General features: G+C 70.8%; 13 protein-coding genes. 7 read left to right on the forward strand and 6 right to left on the reverse strand.

All coding sequences use genetic code 11. The features are described from left to right. Positions 1-65: 65 nt before the first annotated feature. Positions 66-1229, reverse strand: a complete 1164-nt coding sequence (locus ACTWQA_RS30230) for an acetate/propionate family kinase (RefSeq protein ID WP_443162441.1) — start codon at positions 1227-1229, stop codon at positions 66-68. Beyond that, entirely contained in the window at positions 1205-3517 is a 2313-nt protein-coding gene (locus ACTWQA_RS30235; RefSeq protein ID WP_443162442.1) for a phosphoketolase family protein, read from the reverse strand. Before ACTWQA_RS30235 ends, ACTWQA_RS30230 begins: the two co-directional genes overlap by 25 nt. 249 nt (positions 3518-3766) lie before the next feature. Between ACTWQA_RS30235 and ACTWQA_RS30240 the strand changes: the two genes are divergently transcribed. From ACTWQA_RS30240 to ACTWQA_RS30270, 7 genes are all read left to right on the forward strand, one after another. Further along, a complete protein-coding gene (locus ACTWQA_RS30240; protein WP_443162443.1) occupies positions 3767-4870 on the forward strand; it encodes an Acg family FMN-binding oxidoreductase in 1104 nt (367 codons plus the stop codon). Continuing rightward, on the forward strand, positions 4863-6278 hold the full coding sequence (locus ACTWQA_RS30245; RefSeq protein ID WP_443162444.1) for a nitronate monooxygenase: 1416 nt from the start codon (positions 4863-4865) through the stop codon (positions 6276-6278). The genes ACTWQA_RS30240 and ACTWQA_RS30245 overlap by 8 nt, the downstream gene beginning before the upstream one ends. After that, a complete protein-coding gene (locus tag ACTWQA_RS30250) occupies positions 6275-7555 on the forward strand; it encodes a TIGR04053 family radical SAM/SPASM domain-containing protein (protein ID WP_443162445.1) in 1281 nt (426 codons plus the stop codon). The genes ACTWQA_RS30245 and ACTWQA_RS30250 overlap by 4 nt, the downstream gene beginning before the upstream one ends. A gap of 124 nt (positions 7556-7679) precedes the next feature. Beyond that, positions 7680-8903, forward strand: a complete 1224-nt coding sequence (locus ACTWQA_RS30255) for an MFS transporter (RefSeq protein WP_443162446.1) — start codon at positions 7680-7682, stop codon at positions 8901-8903. A gap of 247 nt (positions 8904-9150) precedes the next feature. After that, on the forward strand, positions 9151-12843 hold the full coding sequence (locus ACTWQA_RS30260; protein WP_443162447.1) for a multicopper oxidase domain-containing protein: 3693 nt from the start codon (positions 9151-9153) through the stop codon (positions 12841-12843). Beyond that, positions 12840-13277, forward strand: coding sequence for a hypothetical protein (locus ACTWQA_RS30265; protein ID WP_443162448.1), 438 nt, complete (start codon positions 12840-12842; stop codon positions 13275-13277). The genes ACTWQA_RS30260 and ACTWQA_RS30265 overlap by 4 nt, the downstream gene beginning before the upstream one ends. Before the next feature lie 608 nt (positions 13278-13885). Then, on the forward strand, positions 13886-14236 hold the full coding sequence (locus tag ACTWQA_RS30270; protein WP_443162449.1) for a hypothetical protein: 351 nt from the start codon (positions 13886-13888) through the stop codon (positions 14234-14236). Here ACTWQA_RS30270 and cysK read toward each other — a convergent pair. From cysK to ACTWQA_RS30290, 4 genes are read right to left on the reverse strand one after another with little or no spacing between them, the layout of a single operon-like run. Continuing rightward, entirely contained in the window at positions 14206-15651 is a 1446-nt protein-coding gene (gene cysK, locus ACTWQA_RS30275; protein ID WP_443162450.1) for a cysteine synthase A, read from the reverse strand. The two genes, ACTWQA_RS30270 and cysK, sit on opposite strands and share 31 nt — an antisense overlap. A 49-nt stretch (positions 15652-15700) precedes the next feature. After that, complete coding sequence (locus ACTWQA_RS30280; RefSeq protein ID WP_443162451.1) at positions 15701-15931, reverse strand: hypothetical protein; 231 nt, start codon at positions 15929-15931, stop codon at positions 15701-15703. Between the two features lie 46 nt (positions 15932-15977). Next, positions 15978-16469 (reverse strand): hemerythrin domain-containing protein, encoded by a 492-nt coding sequence (locus ACTWQA_RS30285; RefSeq protein WP_443162452.1) that lies wholly within the window; start codon positions 16467-16469, stop codon positions 15978-15980. 22 nt (positions 16470-16491) lie between these two features. Further along, positions 16492-17502, reverse strand: a complete 1011-nt coding sequence (locus tag ACTWQA_RS30290; protein ID WP_443162453.1) for a zinc-dependent alcohol dehydrogenase — start codon at positions 17500-17502, stop codon at positions 16492-16494. Positions 17503-17841 lie beyond the last annotated feature (339 nt).

Genomic DNA, 17841 nt, shown 5'->3' on the forward strand with positions numbered 1-17841 from the left:
GGTCCAGCGCGGATCTCGGGGTGCTCGTGCCCTGGAATCGGGCGTCGGTCATGGATTCCCCGCGGTCAGGAGATGAGTGCGTGGGTCTGGCGGGCGATCTCCCATTCCTCGTCGGTCGGGATGACCAGCACCGGCACCTCGGCGCTTGAAGGGGAGATGGCCCGCTCACCGGTCGTGTCCATCTGGTTGAGTGCCGGGTCCACGGTGATGCCGAGCCGTTCGAGCCTGGCCAGGGACGCGGCGCGGGTGGCCGCATCGTGCTCGCCCACGCCGCCGGTGAACACGATCGCGCCCACCCGGCCGAGCAGCGCATAGTACGCGCCGACGTATTTGCGGATGCGTCGGGTGTAGATGTCCAGGGCAAGGCAGGCGGTGTCGTCGTCGCGCGCGCGTACTTCGCGCATGTCTCTGGTGCCAGTGAGCGCGAGCAGGCCGCCGCGGTGGGTGAGCGCGTGCTCCACTTGCTGGGCGTCCAGCCCGTCCACCCTGGCGAGATAGCCGGCGAGGGCGGGGTCGACGTCGCCGGAGCGGGTGCCCATGACCAGCCCTTCCAACGGCGTCATGCCCATGGAGGTGTCGATGCTGCGTCCGCCGGCGATCGCGGTGGCGCTGGCGCCGTTGCCGAGGTGCAGCACGATCAGGTTGAGCTCGGCGAGGTCGCGGCCGAGGAGGGCGGCGGCGCGGCGGGAGACGTAGGCGCAGGAGGTGCCGTGGAAGCCGAAGCGCCGCACCCCCCACTCGCGCGGCACGGCGTAGGTGTACGCCTCGGGCGGCAGCGTGCGGTGGAATGCGGTGTCGAATACGGCCACCTGCGGCACCCCTGGGAACGCCTTGCGCGCGACCTCGATCCCGGTGAGGTTGACGGGGTTGTGCAGGGGCGCGAGCGGGGCGAGCTCCTCGATGGCGGCGATCACTTCGTCGTCGACGAGCACTGGCTCGGTGAAGCGGGTGCCGCCGTGCACGACGCGGTGCCCGACCGCGACGGGCGCCAGTTCGGGTCCCGCCGCGGCGAACGCCTCCATCATCGCCTCCAGCCCTTCGCCGTGTCCGGGGACGGGCCGTTCCCGTGTGTACGGCGGCCCGTCGCCGGCCCGGTGCGTGAGCCGGCCCATGTCCTCGCCGATGCGCTCGACCAAGCCCCTGGCCGGACGGTCGCGAGTGGTGACGTCGACGAGCTCGTACTTGATCGACGAGGATCCCGTGTTCAGGACGAGAATGCGGCCGGCCATGTCCACGAGCCTATTTCCACCGAGTCCTCGCCGTGCTCGCGCGTGTGCGCGCGGGCCTGGAGCCGGGCGTCGGTCATCTGCTGGCGCAGGTGCGCGGCGGTGGTGCCGAGGCCGGGGACGCGGTCGATGACGTCCATGACCAGGTGGTAGCGGTCGATGTCGTTGAGCATGGCCATGTCGAAGGGTGTCGTGGTGGTGCCCTCCTCCTTGTAACCGCGTACGTGGAGGTTGTGGTGGCCGTGGCGGCGGTAGGTGAGGCGGTGGATCAGCCAGGGGTAGCCGTGGAAGTTGAAGATGATCGGCTTGTCGGTGGTGAACAGGGTGTCGAACTCGGCGTCCGGCATGCCGTGCGGGTGTTCCGACGGCGGCTGGAGCCGCATCAGGTCGACGACGTTGATGACCCGCACCTTCAGGTGGGGCAGGTGCTCACGCAGGATGGCGGCCGCGGCCAGCGTCTCCATGGTCGGTACGTCGCCGGCGCAGGCGAGCACCACGTCGGGTTCGGCGTCCTGATCGGTGGAGGCCCAGGGCAGGATGCCGAGTCCGCGGGTGCAGTGCGCGATGGCCTCGTCCATGGTGAACAGGTCGAGTACGGGCTGCTTGCCGGCCACGATCACGTTGACGTAATCGCGAGAGCGCAGGCAGTGGTCGCCGACCGACAGCAGGGTGTTGGCGTCCGGCGGCAGGTAGACCCGGACGACCTCGGCCTTCTTGTTGACCACGACGTCGAGGAAACCGGGGTCCTGGTGGCTGAAGCCGTTGTGGTCCTGGCGCCACACGTGCGAGGACAGCAGGTAGTTGAGCGAGGCGACCGGCCGCCGCCACGGGATCTTCTTCGAGGCTTGCAACCATTTGGCGTGCTGGTTGAACATCGCGTCGATGATGTGGATGAACGCCTCGTAGCAGTTGAACAGCCCGTGCCTGCCGGTCAGCAGGTAGCCCTCCAACCAGCCCTGGCACAGGTGCTCGGACAGCACCTCCATCACCCGGCCGCCGGCGGCCAGGTGTTCGTCGGTTTCCTCGATGGCGGCGTTCCAGGCTCGGTCGGTGGTGTCGAAGACGGCCTGCAGCCGGTTGGAGGCGGTCTCGTCCGGGCCCATCAGCCGGAAGCTGTGCGGGTTGGCGGCGATCACGTCGCGCAGGAACGCCCCCAGTGCCCGGGTGGGCTCGCTGGTCTGCGTCGCGGGCGCTTTGACCTCGATCGCGTAGTCGCGGAAGTCCGGCAGCGCCAGAGGGCGCAGCAGCTCACCGCCGTTGGCGTGCGGGTTGGCGCTCATCCGCAGCGGCCCTTCCGGCACCGTCTGCAAGATCTGCGGGACCGGGCGGCCGTTGGCGTCGAACAGCTCCTCGGGCCGGTAGGAACGCATCCACTCCTCCAGCATCGCCAGATGTTCGGGGTTGTCGCGGACGCCGGACAGCGGCACCTGGTGGGCCCGCCACGTGCCCTCGACCGGCTTGCCATCGACTTCACGGGGGCCGGTCCAGCCTTTCGGCGTCCGCAGGATGATCATAGGCAGGCGGTCCGCGCGGCCCTCCTTGTAGGCGGCGATCTGGTCGAACACCTCGTCCAGCGTGTTCGCCATCTGCTCATGGTCCGGGCCGACGATGTGCGGTCGGTAGCCGTACCCCTCCATGAGCTTGACCAGCTCGTCCTCGGGGATGCGGGCGAGCACGGTGGGGTTGGCGATCTTGTAGCCGTTCAGGTGCAGGATCGGCAGCACCACGCCGTCCCGGTAGGGGTCGAGCAGCTTGTTGGAGTGCCAGCTGGCCGCCAGCGGGCCGGTCTCCGCCTCGCCGTCACCGACGACGCAGGCCACCACCAGTTTGGGGTTGTCGAAGGCGGCCCCGAACGCGTGGGCGAGCGAGTAGCCCAGTTCGCCGCCCTCGTGGATGGAGCCCGGCGTCTCGGGCGCGACATGGCTGGGGATGCCGCCGGGGAAGGAGAACTGCCGGAACAATCGCCGCATGCCCGCAGCGTCCTGCGAGACGTCGGGGTACTTCTGCGAGTAGGAGCCCTCCAGCCAGGCATGTGCGACCGCTGCGGGTCCGCCGTGGCCCGGACCGGCGATGTAGATCATGTCCTGGCTGCGCTCGGCGATGATCCGGTTGAGGTGGGCGAAACAGAAGTTCAGGCCGGGGGTGGTGCCCCAGTGGCCGAGCAGGCGCGGTTTGATGTGCTCAGGTCTGAGAGGTTCGGTCAGGAGCGGGTTGTCCAGCAGGTAGATCTGCCCTACCGACAGGTAGTTGGCGGCACGCCAGTACGCATCAATTTTTTGCAGGGGTGTCATGGGTCCGAATATCTCGGATCTATCGCGATCGGCCTAGGGACCTTGGTCCCGACGTCGCAGAGCAACATGGTCCCTGGATTCCCATGCAGCCGGCTGCGAGCTTGCGGCTTGGCCGCCAAAGCGTCGCGGTGTCTTGGCGAAATGGTCCATCGGACGCGCTTTGAAGGACTTTGGTCCCTGCTGTGACCACGGTCCTGCGCGGGATCTTGGGTTCATGTCCGTTGTTACCTCTGCGCTGGGAATGGCCCGATGACCGGAACCGGCGCGATCCCTGAGTCCGGTGTCCCCGGCGCTGGGCCCTATACCGTCCCGCAGTCCGCCGACAGGGAGAAGCCCTTCGCCACGCGGGCCGGCGTGCGCAGGCTGGTGCACGCCGCCGTCGCGGCGCCATCGGTGCACAACACCCAGCCGTGGCGCTTCCGCCGTGCCGACGACGCCACCATGGACCTGTACGCCGACCTCGACCGGCTGCTGGCCGTCACCGATCCACTGGGGCGCGGGCTCGGCATTAGTTGCGGGGCCGCCCTGTTCAACCTGCGGCTGGCGATCCGGATGACCGGGCACGACCCCCAAGTCCAGCTGCTGCCCGACCCCGGCGAACGACCCGACCTGCTGGCCACGGTACGCACCACACCGGGTAGCCCGCCCGACCACGACGAGCGGCTGCTGTATGGCATGATCCCGCACCGGCGTACCAACCGTTTCCCCTTCGACGGCCGGCCGCTGCCGAGGAACGTCTTCCTCGATCTGGTCACCGCGGCCTACCCGGAGGGTGCCACGCTGGTCCTGGTCAAGGGTCGGACGGCGCGGCGGGTGCTCGACATGGTCGCCGTGGCCGAGGGCACGCTGACCGCCGAGGAGTCCTACCGCGCCGAGCTGGCCCGCTGGACCGGCTCGCAGACGCGCTCCGACGGCGTGCCCGAGCACGCCTTCGGTCCCCGCCCGAGACACGGTGAGCTGCCCATGCGCGACTTCGCCCTGGGCGGCGCGCAGGCCGTTCGTGACCTTCGCCCGGGCGCGGCCGGCGAGCCCGGGCGGGAACAGGCGGACTTCGAACCGGATCCGCAGCTCGCCGCCCTGTTCACCAAGGGCGATAGTCCGCTCGACTGGCTGCGCGCCGGGCAGGCGCTGCAGCGGGTGCTGCTCACCGCGACCGCGCACGGCGTGGCCGCCTCGCTGTTCAGCCAGCCGCTCGACCTGCGGCCGCCGCAGCACCGTGGCGACCATGCCGGGCCGTTGGGTCATGTGCAGATGCTGGTGAGGCTCGGGTACGGCCCGCCGGTCCCACGGGTGCCCCGCCGTCCCGTATTCGAGGTCCTTAACCTGCGCACGCGGGGAGCGCGGCGTGGCTGAGCCGGTGCGGCCCGCCCTGATCCAGGGCGGGATGGGCGTGGGCGTGTCGGGCTGGCGGCTGGCCCGAGCGGTCGCCGCGACCGGGCAGCTCGGCGTGGTGTCGGGGACAGCGCTGGACGTCACCCTCGCCCGGCGGCTACAGCGCGGCGACCTCGGCGGCCATCTGCGCCGAGCGCTCGCCTGCTTCCCGGTGCCCGAGATCGCTGAGCGCGTGCTCGGCCGCTATTTCGTGCCCGGCGGGACCGGCCGGGACGTGCCGTACCGTCCGGTTCCCCGGCTTGGGCTGCGGGCGAACCGCGCCCGCGACGAACTCGCCGTGGTCGCCAACTTCGCCGAGGTCTTCCTGGCCAAGGAGGACCCCGACGGGCCCGTCGGGGTGAACTACCTGGAGAAGATCCAGCTCGCCACCCCGGCGGCCGTCTACGGAGCGATGCTGGCCGGGGCCGCCTACGTGCTGGTCGGCGCCGGCATCCCGGCGGAGATCCCGCAGCTGCTCGACGACCTGGCCGAGCACCGCCCGGCGCGGATCTCGGTGGCAGTCGCGGGCGGCGAAGGGCACACGATCGGTATCCACCCGGTCCGGCTGCTCGGCCACCGCCTGACGCCGCTGGCCCGGCCCAAGCTGCTGGCGATCGTGTCGTCGCACGTGCTCGCCGCGTACCTGGCGCGCTCCCCGGTCACCAGGCCGGACGGGTTCGTGATCGAGTCGCCGGTGGCGGGCGGGCACAGCGCGCCACCCCGGGGCAGGATGACACTCGATCCTGAGGCCGAGCCGGTGTACGGGCCGCGCGACGAGGTCGACACGGCCAAGGTCGCCGCGCTCGGGCTGCCGTTCTGGCTGGCCGGCGGGTACGGCACCCCTGGCGGGCTGGAGCGGGCCTGGGTGGCGGGCGCGGAGGGGATCCAGGTGGGGTCGGCGTTCGCGCTGTGCCGGGAGTCCGGGCTCGATCCCGTCCTTCGCAGGCAGCTGCGCGTGCAGGCGGCAAGCGGCGCCCTCCGGGTGCGTAACGACCCGCGGGCCTCGCCCACCGGGTTCCCGTTCAAGGTGGCCGATGTGGCGGGAACGCTGTCGGAGCAGGAGGTGTACGAGGCGCGCCCGCGGCTGTGCGACCTCGGCTACCTGCGCACCCCGTACGCCAAACCGGACGGTGCGATCGGCTACCGCTGCCCGGCCGAGCCGGTCGACACCTACGTGCGTAAGGGCCGTCCGGCCGAGGAGGCGGCCGACCGCCGCTGCCTGTGCAACGGCCTGCTCGCTGCCATCGGCCTCGGGCAGCACCGCGCCGACGGCTACGACGAGCCGCCGCTGCTCACCCTCGGCCAGGACGCCGGCTTCCTCGATGGCCTGCCGGATGACCACTCGGCGGCCGACGTGGTGGCCCAGATCCTGTTGGGAGCCCACGTATGACGAAGTGGTCGGAGGCTGTCCGGTCGGCGCACGAGATCGGCCGACCGGACGGCACCGCACCCCGGGCCGAGCGCGCCGGCGCCGATAAGCGGTCGTCCGGGAGACCGCCGTTGCGGCGGGTGCGGAGGGATGTCGCGGACCGCCCGTTCATCGTGATCTGGGAGGCTACGCGGGCTTGTCCGCTGGCGTGCTTGCATTGCCGCGCCGAGGCCGTGCCCGACCGGCACCCCGAGGAGTTGACCAACGAGCAGGCCGGGGAACTGATGCGGCAAGTGGCTGACTTCGGCCGGCCCGCGCCACTGTTCGTGATCACGGGCGGCGATCCGTTCGAGCGGCCCGACCTGTTCGAGCTGGTACGGCGGGCTCGCGAGTTCGGTCTTTCGCCTGCCGTGTCGCCCTCGGCCACCCCGGCGCTCACCCCGGACAACCTTGCCCGGCTGCGCCAGGCGGGCGCTATGGCGATTTCTCTCAGTCTCGACGGCTCTACCGCCGCCGGGCACGACGCCTTCCGCGGCTACGACGGTGTGTTCGGCAGGACCATGGCAGCTTGGCGGGCGGCCCGCGAGGCCGGGCTCAAGGTGCAGATCAACACCACCGTGACGCGCCGCAACCTGGCCCGGTTGCCGGACATCGCCCGGCTGGTACGCGACCAGGGCGCGCTGCTGTGGAGCGTCTTCTTCCTGGTGCCCACCGGCCGGGGCCGCGCCCTGTCCGCGCTGACTGCGGAGGAGGCCGAGGACGTGCTGCACTTCCTGTACGACCTCGGCACCACGATCCCGGTCAAGACCACCGAGGCCCACCATTTCCGGCGCGTGGCCATCCAGCGGCTCATCCTGGCCGAACATGGCGCCGACCACGCCGAGGCTCTGGGGCCGCTCTACCAGGACCTCTGCCATCAGGCACGGCAGGCCGGGCTGGTGGGGGAGAACCGGGTGCGTCGCCCTCCTGTCGATGTGAACGCCGGACGCGGCTTCGTGTTCGTCTCCCACACCGGGACCGTGCACCCGTCGGGGTTCCTGCCGCTGGATGCGGGCAACGTCCGCGAGCGGCCGCTGACCGAGATCTACCGGTCCGCGCCCCTGTTCGCCGCGCTGCGTGACCCCGACCGGCTGGGCGGGCGGTGCGGGGCGTGCGAGTTCCGCACCATCTGCGGCGGCTCCCGGTCCCGCGCGTACGCCTGCACCGGCGACGTGCTCGCCGAGGAGCCCTGGTGCGGCTACGAGCCGGGCAGCTTCCCCTACCAGAGCGACCTCGCCCGGCACCTCCACACGCCCTAAGTCCCCAAAGGGCGGGACCTTGGTCCATACCCCGCTCCAGGACCTGTGAGCTGAGATGAGACCAGGACACCTGCGCGGCACTCAGCCGCAGCCACCCATGAATACACGATCACGTGAGGAAGACATGACGAACGCACCGACCGCCGCGACCGGCCGCAAGCCCGCATTGATGCTGGGCTTGGCGACCCTGGGCTTCGCGGTGAACTTCTGGGCTTGGGCGCTGCTCAGCCCGTTGGGGCCGCGTTTCAAAGAGCTGCTCGAGTTGTCGGCTGGGCAGCAGGCGCTGCTGGTCGCCGTGCCCGTGATCGTCGGCTCGCTCGGCCGCATCCCGGTCGGCGCTTTGACCGACCGCTTCGGCGGACGGGTAATGTTTCCCCTGATCTCCGCCGCCACCATCGTGCCCGTGCTGTTCATAGGCGTGGCCGGGCAGACCTCGCTGGCCGCGCTGCTGGCGGGCGGGCTCTTCCTGGGTATCGGCGGGACCGTCTTCGCTGTCGGCGTGCCGTTCGTCAACGCCTGGTTTCCGCCGCACCGGCGCGGCCTGGCGGTGGGGATCTTCGGGGCAGGGATGGGCGGCACTGCGATCAGCGCGCTGACCACCGTCCCCCTGGTGCGGACCGGCGGCGCGGCCACCCCGTTCCTGATCACCGCGGTCGTCCTGGCTGCTTACGCCGTCGTCGCGTGGCTGGTGCTGCGGGACGCGCCCGGCCGTACCGTCGCGACCCAGCCCCTGATGACGCGTATGGCGGCCACGGTGAAGTTGTCGATCACGTGGCAGGCGTGTGTGTTGTACGCGGTCGCCTTCGGCGGCTACGTCGCCTTCTCCGTCTACCTGCCCGCCTACCTGCAGACCGGCTACGGCCTCGAACTGGCCGATGCCGCCAACCGCATGGCCGGGTTCGTGGTGCTGGCGGTCCTGGCCCGGCCGCTCGGTGGCTGGCTGTCCGACCGCATCGGCCCCGTCCCCGTGCTGACCGGTGTCTTCGTCCTCATCGCCGTGATGGCGGGGGTGCAGGCGCTCACGCCGGGCCTCATGCCGCTTGGCACCATCGCCTTCCTGACCATGGCTGCCGCACTCGGCGCGGGCAGCGGCGCCACCTTCGCCCTCGTCGCCCAAGTCGCCCCGGCCGACAAGGTCGGCACGGTCACCGGCCTGGTCGGCGCCGCCGGCGGCCTCGGCGGCTTCGTGCCCCCGCTGGTGATGGGCTTCCTGTACGGCCAGCTCGGCTCCTACGGGCTCGGCCTGGCGCTGCTGGCCATCACCGCCGCGCTCACCCTGGCTCTGACGGTGACCGTGATCCGCTCGGTGGCCGTCCGCCGTACGGCCGAGCATGTCGGTGCCCGCTGACCTCCTCGTTGGCCCGTGGTCCGGCCGCACCCGGGCACGCCCCGGTGCGGCCGGACCGCTGACTGCTTCTCCATGACCACCCGCGTAACGGAGGGCGTGACAGACCGTGGTGACACCGCAGACTCCAAGCGCGCCGCCGCAGGCAGCGCAGCCTGGACTCCCCGGTCAGCCGGGACGGGCCAGCCGGCGAGGACTGTCTGGGCGGCGAGTGGCCTGGGGGCGGTTGCCGCTGATGGGTGGGGCGGCGGTGGCGTTGGTCGCCGGGGTCGTCGGCGGGCTTGCGCTGCTGGTCGACGAGATTCCGGCACCCGGATCGTTCATCGAGCAGCACGGGCCGCTGATGGCTCTGGGTTTCCTCGGCACATTGATCGCGCTCGAGCGTGCGGTGGCGCTGCGTCGCCCCTGGGGTTACGTGGCGCCGGCGTTCGCTGCAGCCGGTGCGGTCGCCCTTGCCGTCGGTGCCGAGCAGGTCGGCCGCGTGGCACTGACCGCCGGTGGCGGCTGGCTGGTGGCCATCTACCTGGCGCTGCTCGGCCGGCGGTGGTCACGTGAGACGTTCCTGCAGCTCGGCGGGGCGGTGGCGTGGCCGGTGGCCGGGGTGTTATGGCTTGTCGGGCGGCCGGTGCCGGAGCTGGTGGTCTGGTTCGCTGTCTTTCTGGTGCTCACGATCGCTGCCGAGCGGCTGGAGCTGGCGCACGTCGTGTTCCTCCGCCCCCGCGCCTGGGCGGGCCTGCTGGCCGCCGCCGCGCTGGTGGGCGTGGGGGCCGTGGTGTCGCTGCTCGCTCCGGTCGCGGGCGCGCGTGCGGCCGGGGTCGGGATGGTCGTGGCCGCCGGGTGGCTCGGCTTCTATGACGTGGCGCGGCGTACTGTGCGCGGTGCCGGGCTCTCCCGGTATGCGGCTGTCTGCCTGCTGGCCGGGTACTGCTGGCTGGCGGTGGCCGGGATGTTGTGGGCGGCCACCGGCCTGGCGTCGGGCCGGTATCTGTACGACGCCGCGCTTCACGCGCTGTTCCTCGGTTTCGTCATGTCGATGGTGTTCGGGCACGCCCCGGTGATTCTGCCCGCGGTGTTGCGCGTGCGGCTGCCGTACCGGCCCGTTCTCTATATGCCGCTGGTGGCGCTGCACGCGGCGGTGGTGGTGCGGATGGCCGGCGACCTGGCCACCGCCCAAGTCGTGCGTACGCTGGGTGGCGTGCTCGCGGCGGTTGCTCTGCTGATGTTCGCCGGGTGCGCGATCGCGATCACGCGCTCCGGTCACCATAGGAAGGTCATCGAAGTGGGTCCGGTCGATATCCGTATAGAAAGGGCTAAACCGCCGCTCGAGGCACCGCAGCCGCAGCGACCGCGTGCCTCGTGGCATCTGCGGGCGAACGCGGTCGTCGTCGGCTGGCTCGCCCTGACCGTCGTGGCGGCGCTGGCGGGCGAAGTGCTGCCGGCGCCGCGCTGGCTGCTGATCCACGTGTTCCTGCTGGGCGCGGTCAGCACCGCCATCCTGATCTGGAGTGAGCACTTCACGGTGGCGCTGCTACGCGTCCGCACCCCGCCGCAGCGCGGCAGCCTGGCCAGGCTGGGCCTGCTGAACGTGGCGACGGTGGCGGTGCTGGCCGGGGTCGCGTTCGGGCCGTGGCAGGTGGCTGCCGCCGGTGCGGTGCTGGTGGTGGGGGTGGTGCTGTGGCACGCCGCCGTGCTCGTCCGGCTGGTGCGCCAGGCGCTGCCCGGCCGGTTCGGCCATGTCATCGGCTGGTACGTGGCCGCGGCCGGAGCGCTCGCTGTCGGCGGCGTCCTGGGTGGGCTGCTGGCCGCGCACGTCGGGCACGGGGCGGTCCACGAGCGGTTGCATGCCGCGCACGCCGTGGTGAACCTGTTCGGCTGGGTCGGCCTGACCGTGCTCGGCACGCTGTTCACGCTCTGGCCCACAGTCCTGCGTACGCGCATGGCGGAGGGGACCCGGCGAGCCTCACGCGTGGGGCTGCGGCTGGCTGCGCCCGGGTTGACGGTGGCCGTCGTCGGACTGCTGGCGGGCTGGCGGTGGGTGGCCCTGGCAGGGCTGGTGGCGTACGCCGCGGGAGGGCTGGCGGTGCTCGTGCCGCTGGTCGACGCGCTGCGGCGCAGGCGCCCGCACACCGGGGCCTCGTGGATGCTGGCGGCGGCGATCGTCTGGTTCGAGCTGACGATCGCCGCGAACCTGGTGGTCATCGCCACCCGGCCCGCAGCCGAGGTCGCAGTGGCAGTGGAGCCGCTGCTGCCGCCGATGCTCGTCGGATTCGTCGCCCAGGTGCTGCTCGGCTCGCTGCTGCACCTGCTGCCCGCGGTGCTGGGCGGCGGGCCGGCCCGGTTCAAGGAGAACGCAGCGCTGCTGGAACGCGGCTGGCCGGCGCGGCTCGCGGCACTCAACTTGGGCGTGCCGCTGCTGGCCCTGCCGGTTCCGCAACCGGTGACGCTGCTGGGCTGGGCGCTCGTCCTGGGCTCGGCCATGGCGTTCGTCGCCTTGGCCGTCACCGCCCTGACCCGAGCTCGCATTACCCCTGCCCAGCCGACGGCTGACGTCGCACAGTCCGCGGGGGCGGATGGCTCGGCGAACGGCGGCAGGGCGTGGCGGCAATCGTTGCCGGCCATCGCCGGGGTGGCCGTCGGCTGCCTGTTGACCGCCGCGGCAGTCGTCGTCGCCACGACCGGCGGCTCCGGTCCATCCACGGTGGCCGCGACCGGTTCCCGGACGATCGAGGTGACACTGTCCGGCATGAGCATCCGCCCCGCCGTGATCGAGGCAGCCGCGGGCACGGTCCTGACGCTGCGTGTCACCAACGCCGATGCTCAGCGCCACGACCTGCGCCTCGAAACCGGCGAGCGTACCCCGATGCTCGCCTCCGGCCAGAGCGCCACGCTGAAGCTCCAACCGCTGGGGGAGGCCGTGGACGGCTGGTGCACGGTCGCCGGGCACCGCGCGGCCGGCATGACCATGCGGATTGTCCCGACCGGCACGGCCGCAGCATCCCAGCCGGAGGCGAGCACCAGCCACAACGGACACGGCACGCACGCCGCCTCGCAGGGAGGAGGCCCCACCCGGCTGGACCTGGCCGCACCGATGTCACCGGGCTGGACCCCGTACGACGCAACCCTGAAGCCCGCTCCCGGCGGCACGGAACACCACATCGAGATCCGCGCCGACGACACCATCATCCAGGAGGTCGCGCCAGGGGTGCGGCAACGCGTGTGGACGTTCAACGGGACCATGCCCGGGCCGGTGCTGCGTGGCAAGGTCGGCGATGTGTTCGTCGTGACGTTCGTCAACGGCGGTTCAATGGGTCACGGCATTGACTTCCATGCCGGGGCGACCGCGCCGGACGGCCCGATGCGGACGATCCAGCCGGGGGAGCGGCTGACGTATCGGTTCAAGGCGGACTTCGCCGGAGCCTGGCTGTACCACTGCTCGACCATGCCGATGACCCAGCACATCGCCAACGGCATGTACGGCGCGGTCATCATCGACCCGCCGAACCTGCCCAAGGTGGACCGCGAGTACCTCTTGGTGCAGGGTGAGTTGCACCTTGGCGAGCCCGGCACACAGGCTCAAGTCACCAAGATCTGGGAAGGTGAACCGGACGGCTGGATGTTCAACGGCACCGCCGCTGGCTACGACCACGCCCCGCTGCAGGCCAAGGCCGGAGAGCGGGTCCGCATCTGGGCCGTGGCCGCCGGCCCCAGCTCAGGCACGGCATTGCATGTGGTGGGAGCGCCGTTCGACACCGTCTACAAGGAAGGCGCCTACCTGCTCCGCGCCGATGACCCAGGCGGGGCACAGGTGCTCGACCTGGCCCCCGCTCAGGGCGGCTTCGCCGAGTTGGCCTTCCCGGAGCCTGGCACGTACCCGGTCGTGGACCACACGATGCGCCGGGCCGAGGCAGGCGCACACGGCCAGTTCAAGGTGAGCGCGCCATGACGTGGTGGTCGGTGGTGCGGTTCCTGCACGTGCTCGGGGCCGCGTTGTGGGTCGGCGGCCAGCTCACCGTGTCGCTGGTGGTGCTGCCGCTGGCCCGGCGACTGCTGGACGAGCAGCGGCGCGGCCAGGTGCTGACCGCCGTGGGCCGCCGCTTCGGCCTGCTCACTGTCGCGCTGTTCCTGCCCGTTCAGCTGGCCACCGGTGTGGCCATCGCCTGGCACAAGGGCGTCACCTGGGCCTCGCTCGCCGAGCCCGGCTACGGCCGGATCCTGGCCGCCAAGCTGCTGCTGTTCTGCGCCGTCATGGTCGCCGCCGCCCTGCACGGCTGGGCGTCCGGCACGGCACGTCCCCGGCTGGCGCGCGCCATGGCGGTGGCCTCGCTGGTGGGGTCGCTCGGTGTCGTCCTGCTGGCCACCGCCCTCCCAGCGACCTGATTCCCATAGAGGTGACGCAGACCGAACCAGGGGAGTACCGGCGCTGATCCCTCGACCGCGACGGCCGATCACGGTAGCGCCGCGAACCGATCGCGATCGCCGTGAACTCCACCCGGGCCAGCCTGGCGCTCAAGACGACGAGCTGGAAGGGAAGATGACCATACCCGCATAGCCGATCATCGGCAGCAGCTTGCCGGCCAGTCATAAGATCACTCCGGCCAGGACCGCCGTTCGCAGCCCCGGCCCGAAACGCGGACCGATCGCGGCATTCAACTACACCCCGGGTGAGCCGTAGGCGGGGCTGGTGGCGGCGGAGAACACCAGCATCGTGTCGGCGTTCAGGTTGAGTTGACGGCTACCACCTTCGGTTCCGATTACGGATCGTCATCAGCCTGGACGCCACCCGCCTGGAGGTCCGGTGAGCGGGCCGAGCACCTGCGGCTCGCGTGTCTACCGACATCGCCCGCGAACAAGGGCGTATTTGGACGTGTTTCCCGTGCGCTGGGCGCGATGTACTTCCTCGCGGGCTAGGGGGCCCACGACACACGAGGAGACACGTGAATCTCAGCATCTCGCGCAGGACCAGCCTCCGCGCTCTCGCCACGGGGGTGCTGCTGGCCATCTCGGCAGCGGCGATCACCGCCACGCCCGCGCAGGCGCTAACCAACGTGACGGCGATCGGCGGGAAGTTGTCCGTCAACGCCGGCAACGTCGGCGACCACATCACCATCAACGTGGAGAACGGCGCCCTGGTGGTGCGGAACTTCAACGACACCATCAAGGCGGGCAGTTTCACCTGCGCCAACGTGGACGTCAGGACCGTCCGGTCTGTCAGCTCGGGGATCACCAATATCCTGGTGAACTCGCAAGGCGGCTTGGCTGCTCGTGTCTGCGTGGATGGTCATGAAACGGATTCCTCCTGTCGTCTCTACTGCGTGAAGAGCGGGGTGCTGAGGTAGCGTTCGCCGGTGTCGGGGAGGACCACCACGACAAGTCGGCCGTTGTTCTTCGGGCGGGCGGCGACTGTGGACGCGGCGTGGAGGGCCGCGCCTGCGGACACGCCCGCGAGAATGCCCTCCGTACGGGCCAGCCGCCGCGCCGCGTCCCGGGCCTGGTCCACGGACACTGGCATCACCTCGTCGTAGACCGTGGTGTCCAGGACCTCGGGGACGAAGCCGGCGCCGATGCCCTGGATTCCGTGCGGCCCCGGGGCCTCGCCCGACAGCACCGCTGATTCAGCGGGTTCGACGGCGATCACGCGCACCTGCGGCTTCTTCTCGCGCAGGAAGCGGCCCACGCCCGTGACCGTGCCGCCGGTGCCGACGCCGCAGACGAGAAGGTCGATCTCGCCGGCGGTGTCGTCCCAGATCTCCTGGGCGGTGGTGCGCAGGTGGACGTCGGGGTTGGCCGGGTTGGCGAACTGCTGGGGCATGAACCAGCCGTGCTCTGCGGCCAGCCGTTCCGCCTCCGCGATCGCGCCCTTCATGCCAAGTGCGGCGGGTGTGAGGACCAGCTCGGCGCCGTAGGCCGTCAGCAGCGCTCGCCGCTCCAGGCTCATGCTTTCCGGCATGGTGAGCGTCAGCCGGTACCCCTTCGCGGCCGCCACCATGGCCAGCCCGATGCCGGTGTTGCCGCTGGTGGGCTCGACGATGTGGGCGCCCGGATGCAGCAGGCCGGTGTCCTCGGCGGCCTCGATCATGGCGCGGGCGATGCGGTCCTTGACGCTGCCGCCCGGGTTGGCGGACTCCAGCTTGGCGGCCAGCCGGGCGGGCAAGTCCGCGCCGAAGCGTGACAGGCTCACGAGCGGGGTCGCGCCGATGAGGGACAGGACGTTGGGGTGGATGTCGGGCACAGGCTCTCTCCTGATGACGGATGGAGTGACAGGGCCGGGCACGCGGGCACCTGCCGGCACGTCGGCGAGCACGAGGGCGTGGGCGCCGATCGAGGCGTCGTCGCCGACGCGGACCCGGCCGAGGATGGAGGCGCCGACGCCGACGGTGACTCGGTCGCCGAGAACCGGGTGGCGGGGCGTTCCCTTGGCGTCGGAGTGGAAGCCGCGGCCGCCGAGCGTGACGTGGTGGTAGAGCGTGACGTCGTCACCGATGACAGCGGTCTCGCCGATGACGACGCCCGCTCCATGGTCGATGAATAACCGCCGCCCGATGCGGGTACCCGGGTGGATCTCGATCCCGGTGAAGGTGCGGGCGAGCTGCGAGATCAGCCGGGGGAGGAACGGCACGCGGCGGCGGTGCAGCCGATGAGCCAAGCGGTGGATCCACACCGCCCATACGCCGGGGTAGAGGATGGCCTCCAGCTTGCGGTGGCCGTACAGGGCAGGGTCGCGGCGCGTGGCCGCGTGCAGGTCTTCGAGCATGAGGGTGATGTCCGTCCGAGTCGTCGGTGACAAGTGCCGCTGAGGGCCGCTATGAGCGGATCAGGGCCGCGGGACAGCGCTCGTCGAAGACACGCCGGACGTGGAAACCGGTCATGGGGGTCGCGAAACCGGCGACCTGAGCCTGCGGGGCGAACGGGCGGCGGGTCTGGGGATGGGCTTTCACAAGTGCGACTCGCCGCCCGTCAGGGTGCAGGCCCGTCATGGGAGCCACCGACCACCTGCCAGGCAGGCGGCGGATCAGGTGGCGCTCATCGGACATATCAAAACCGTAGATCCGGAGCTGGACCCGCCGGCACGGCCACAGGTCACCTGCCCGGAGGGACTTTGGACCTGTCTTCCAGGGCCGTTCGCCCCTCAAGGAAGCCCGGCTGCTCGGGCGTGATGCGGTCCCAGGCGGCGAGCGGCAACATGATGACGGCGGCGGGGAACAGCCCGTGTTCCTCGTGATCGATGTGCTGGTGCAGCCGGTCCAGAGCCTTGAGCACGGCGGGCCAGTCGGGTGAGGTCCGGTCGATCGTCTCGAGCACGCCGTGGATGTCGGTGTGCTCGGCGCAGAGCCGCTGCACCTCATCCGCGAGCGCTCCCTCGGCGCGTAGCTCGGCGAACAGTCCGCTCTCCTCAGTGGCGGTGTGCGGGATGAGTCGGGCGAGCAGTTCGTCGAGCAGGGCCGTGGCGTCGTCGTGCCGGGCCTCGCCGATGGCGCGGCGCAGCGCTCCTGCGCACTCGGCGATGTCCCAGTGTTCCTGGGAGAGCCGGCCGATCAGCGGGAACTCTCGGCAGCCGCAGTAGTTGCACATGGTGCGATCCTTCTGGACGCGGTCACATCTGGAAGACGAGGCGGGCGGGGACGGTGCCGGCGAGGACTTCGGCGAAGGACTGGTTGATGTCTTCGATCTTGCGCGTTTCGTAGATGACCTTGGTACGTCCCTGGGCGTGGAGCGTGAAGACCTCGGCGAGATCGGCGCGGGTGCCGACGATGGAGCCGATGACGGTAATGCCGCCCAGCACGGTCTGGAAGATGGGCAGGCTCATCGCGTTGTCCTTGGGCAGGGAGACCAGCACCAGGCGGCCGCCGCGGCGCAGCGAGGCGTGGGCCTGCTCCAGCACGCGCGGGCTGGCGGCTAGCACGATGGCCACGTCCACCCCGCCCAGCGCCTTGATCTCCGCGACCGGGTCGCCGGTGGCGGCGTTGATCGTGTGTGTGGCGCCCAGCTCCCTGGCCAGCCTCAGCTTCTCCTCGGTGACGTCGACCGCGACGGTCTGCGCACCGAAGATCTGCGCGTACTGCTGCGCCAGGTGGCCGAGCCCTCCGATGCCGAAGATGGCCGCCCGCTCGGACGGGCGCAGCCCGGAGACCTTGACGGCCTTGTACGTCGTCACACCCGCGCAGGCCAGCGGCGCAGCCTCGACGGGGGAGACCCCGTCGGGGACGGGGACCACGTACCCGGCGTGGGCCACGGCGTACTCGGCGTGTCCGCCGTTAAGGGCGTAGCCGGTGTTCTGCTGGGACTCGCACAGGGTCTCACGACCGCTGACGCAGTACTCGCAGGTGCCACAGGCAGAACCGAGCCACGGGATGGCCACCCGCTCACCCACCTTGCGGCCGATCACCGCGGAGCCGATCTTCTCGATGATCCCCACGCCCTCATGCCCCGGCGTGAAGGGCAGAGACGGCTTGACCGGCCAGTCTCCGTGAGCGGCGTGGATGTCGGTGTGGCACAGGCCGCTGGCCTCGATGCGCACGAGCACCTGGTACGGCTCTGGCTCGGGGACGGGCAGCTCCTGGATCTCGAGGGGCTTGTCGAATCCGGTGACAACGGCAGCGCGCATGCTCTCCACTCTCCTTTTGGTCCTGTCCCCACCTTCGCCGCCGGGGTGGCCCGGGAATCAGGGCCGAAAGTCCCGCTCTGCATGGCCGTCCGTCCCCCATGTCGGGGCCCTATCGCGGAGCAGCACCCTCACCAAAGCTTCGGTACGAGGGACTTCCGGCCCTACGGGCTTGCCTTGGCGCGGTGGTGCGATGGCCGGGCATGGAAGGAGGATACTGGTGGAAAGGTGTTATTCCGACCGTGCGCTATTCCTCTGCTCTGGCTTGCTGGGCTGTTATTGAAATGGCCTGAATAGGTGTCACGAGTGATGGGTCGTGCAACCGGACCGCGCGTTGTCCGT

The organism is Nonomuraea sp. 10N515B (assembly GCF_052245915.1).
GTDB lineage: Bacteria > Actinomycetota > Actinomycetes > Streptosporangiales > Streptosporangiaceae > Nonomuraea.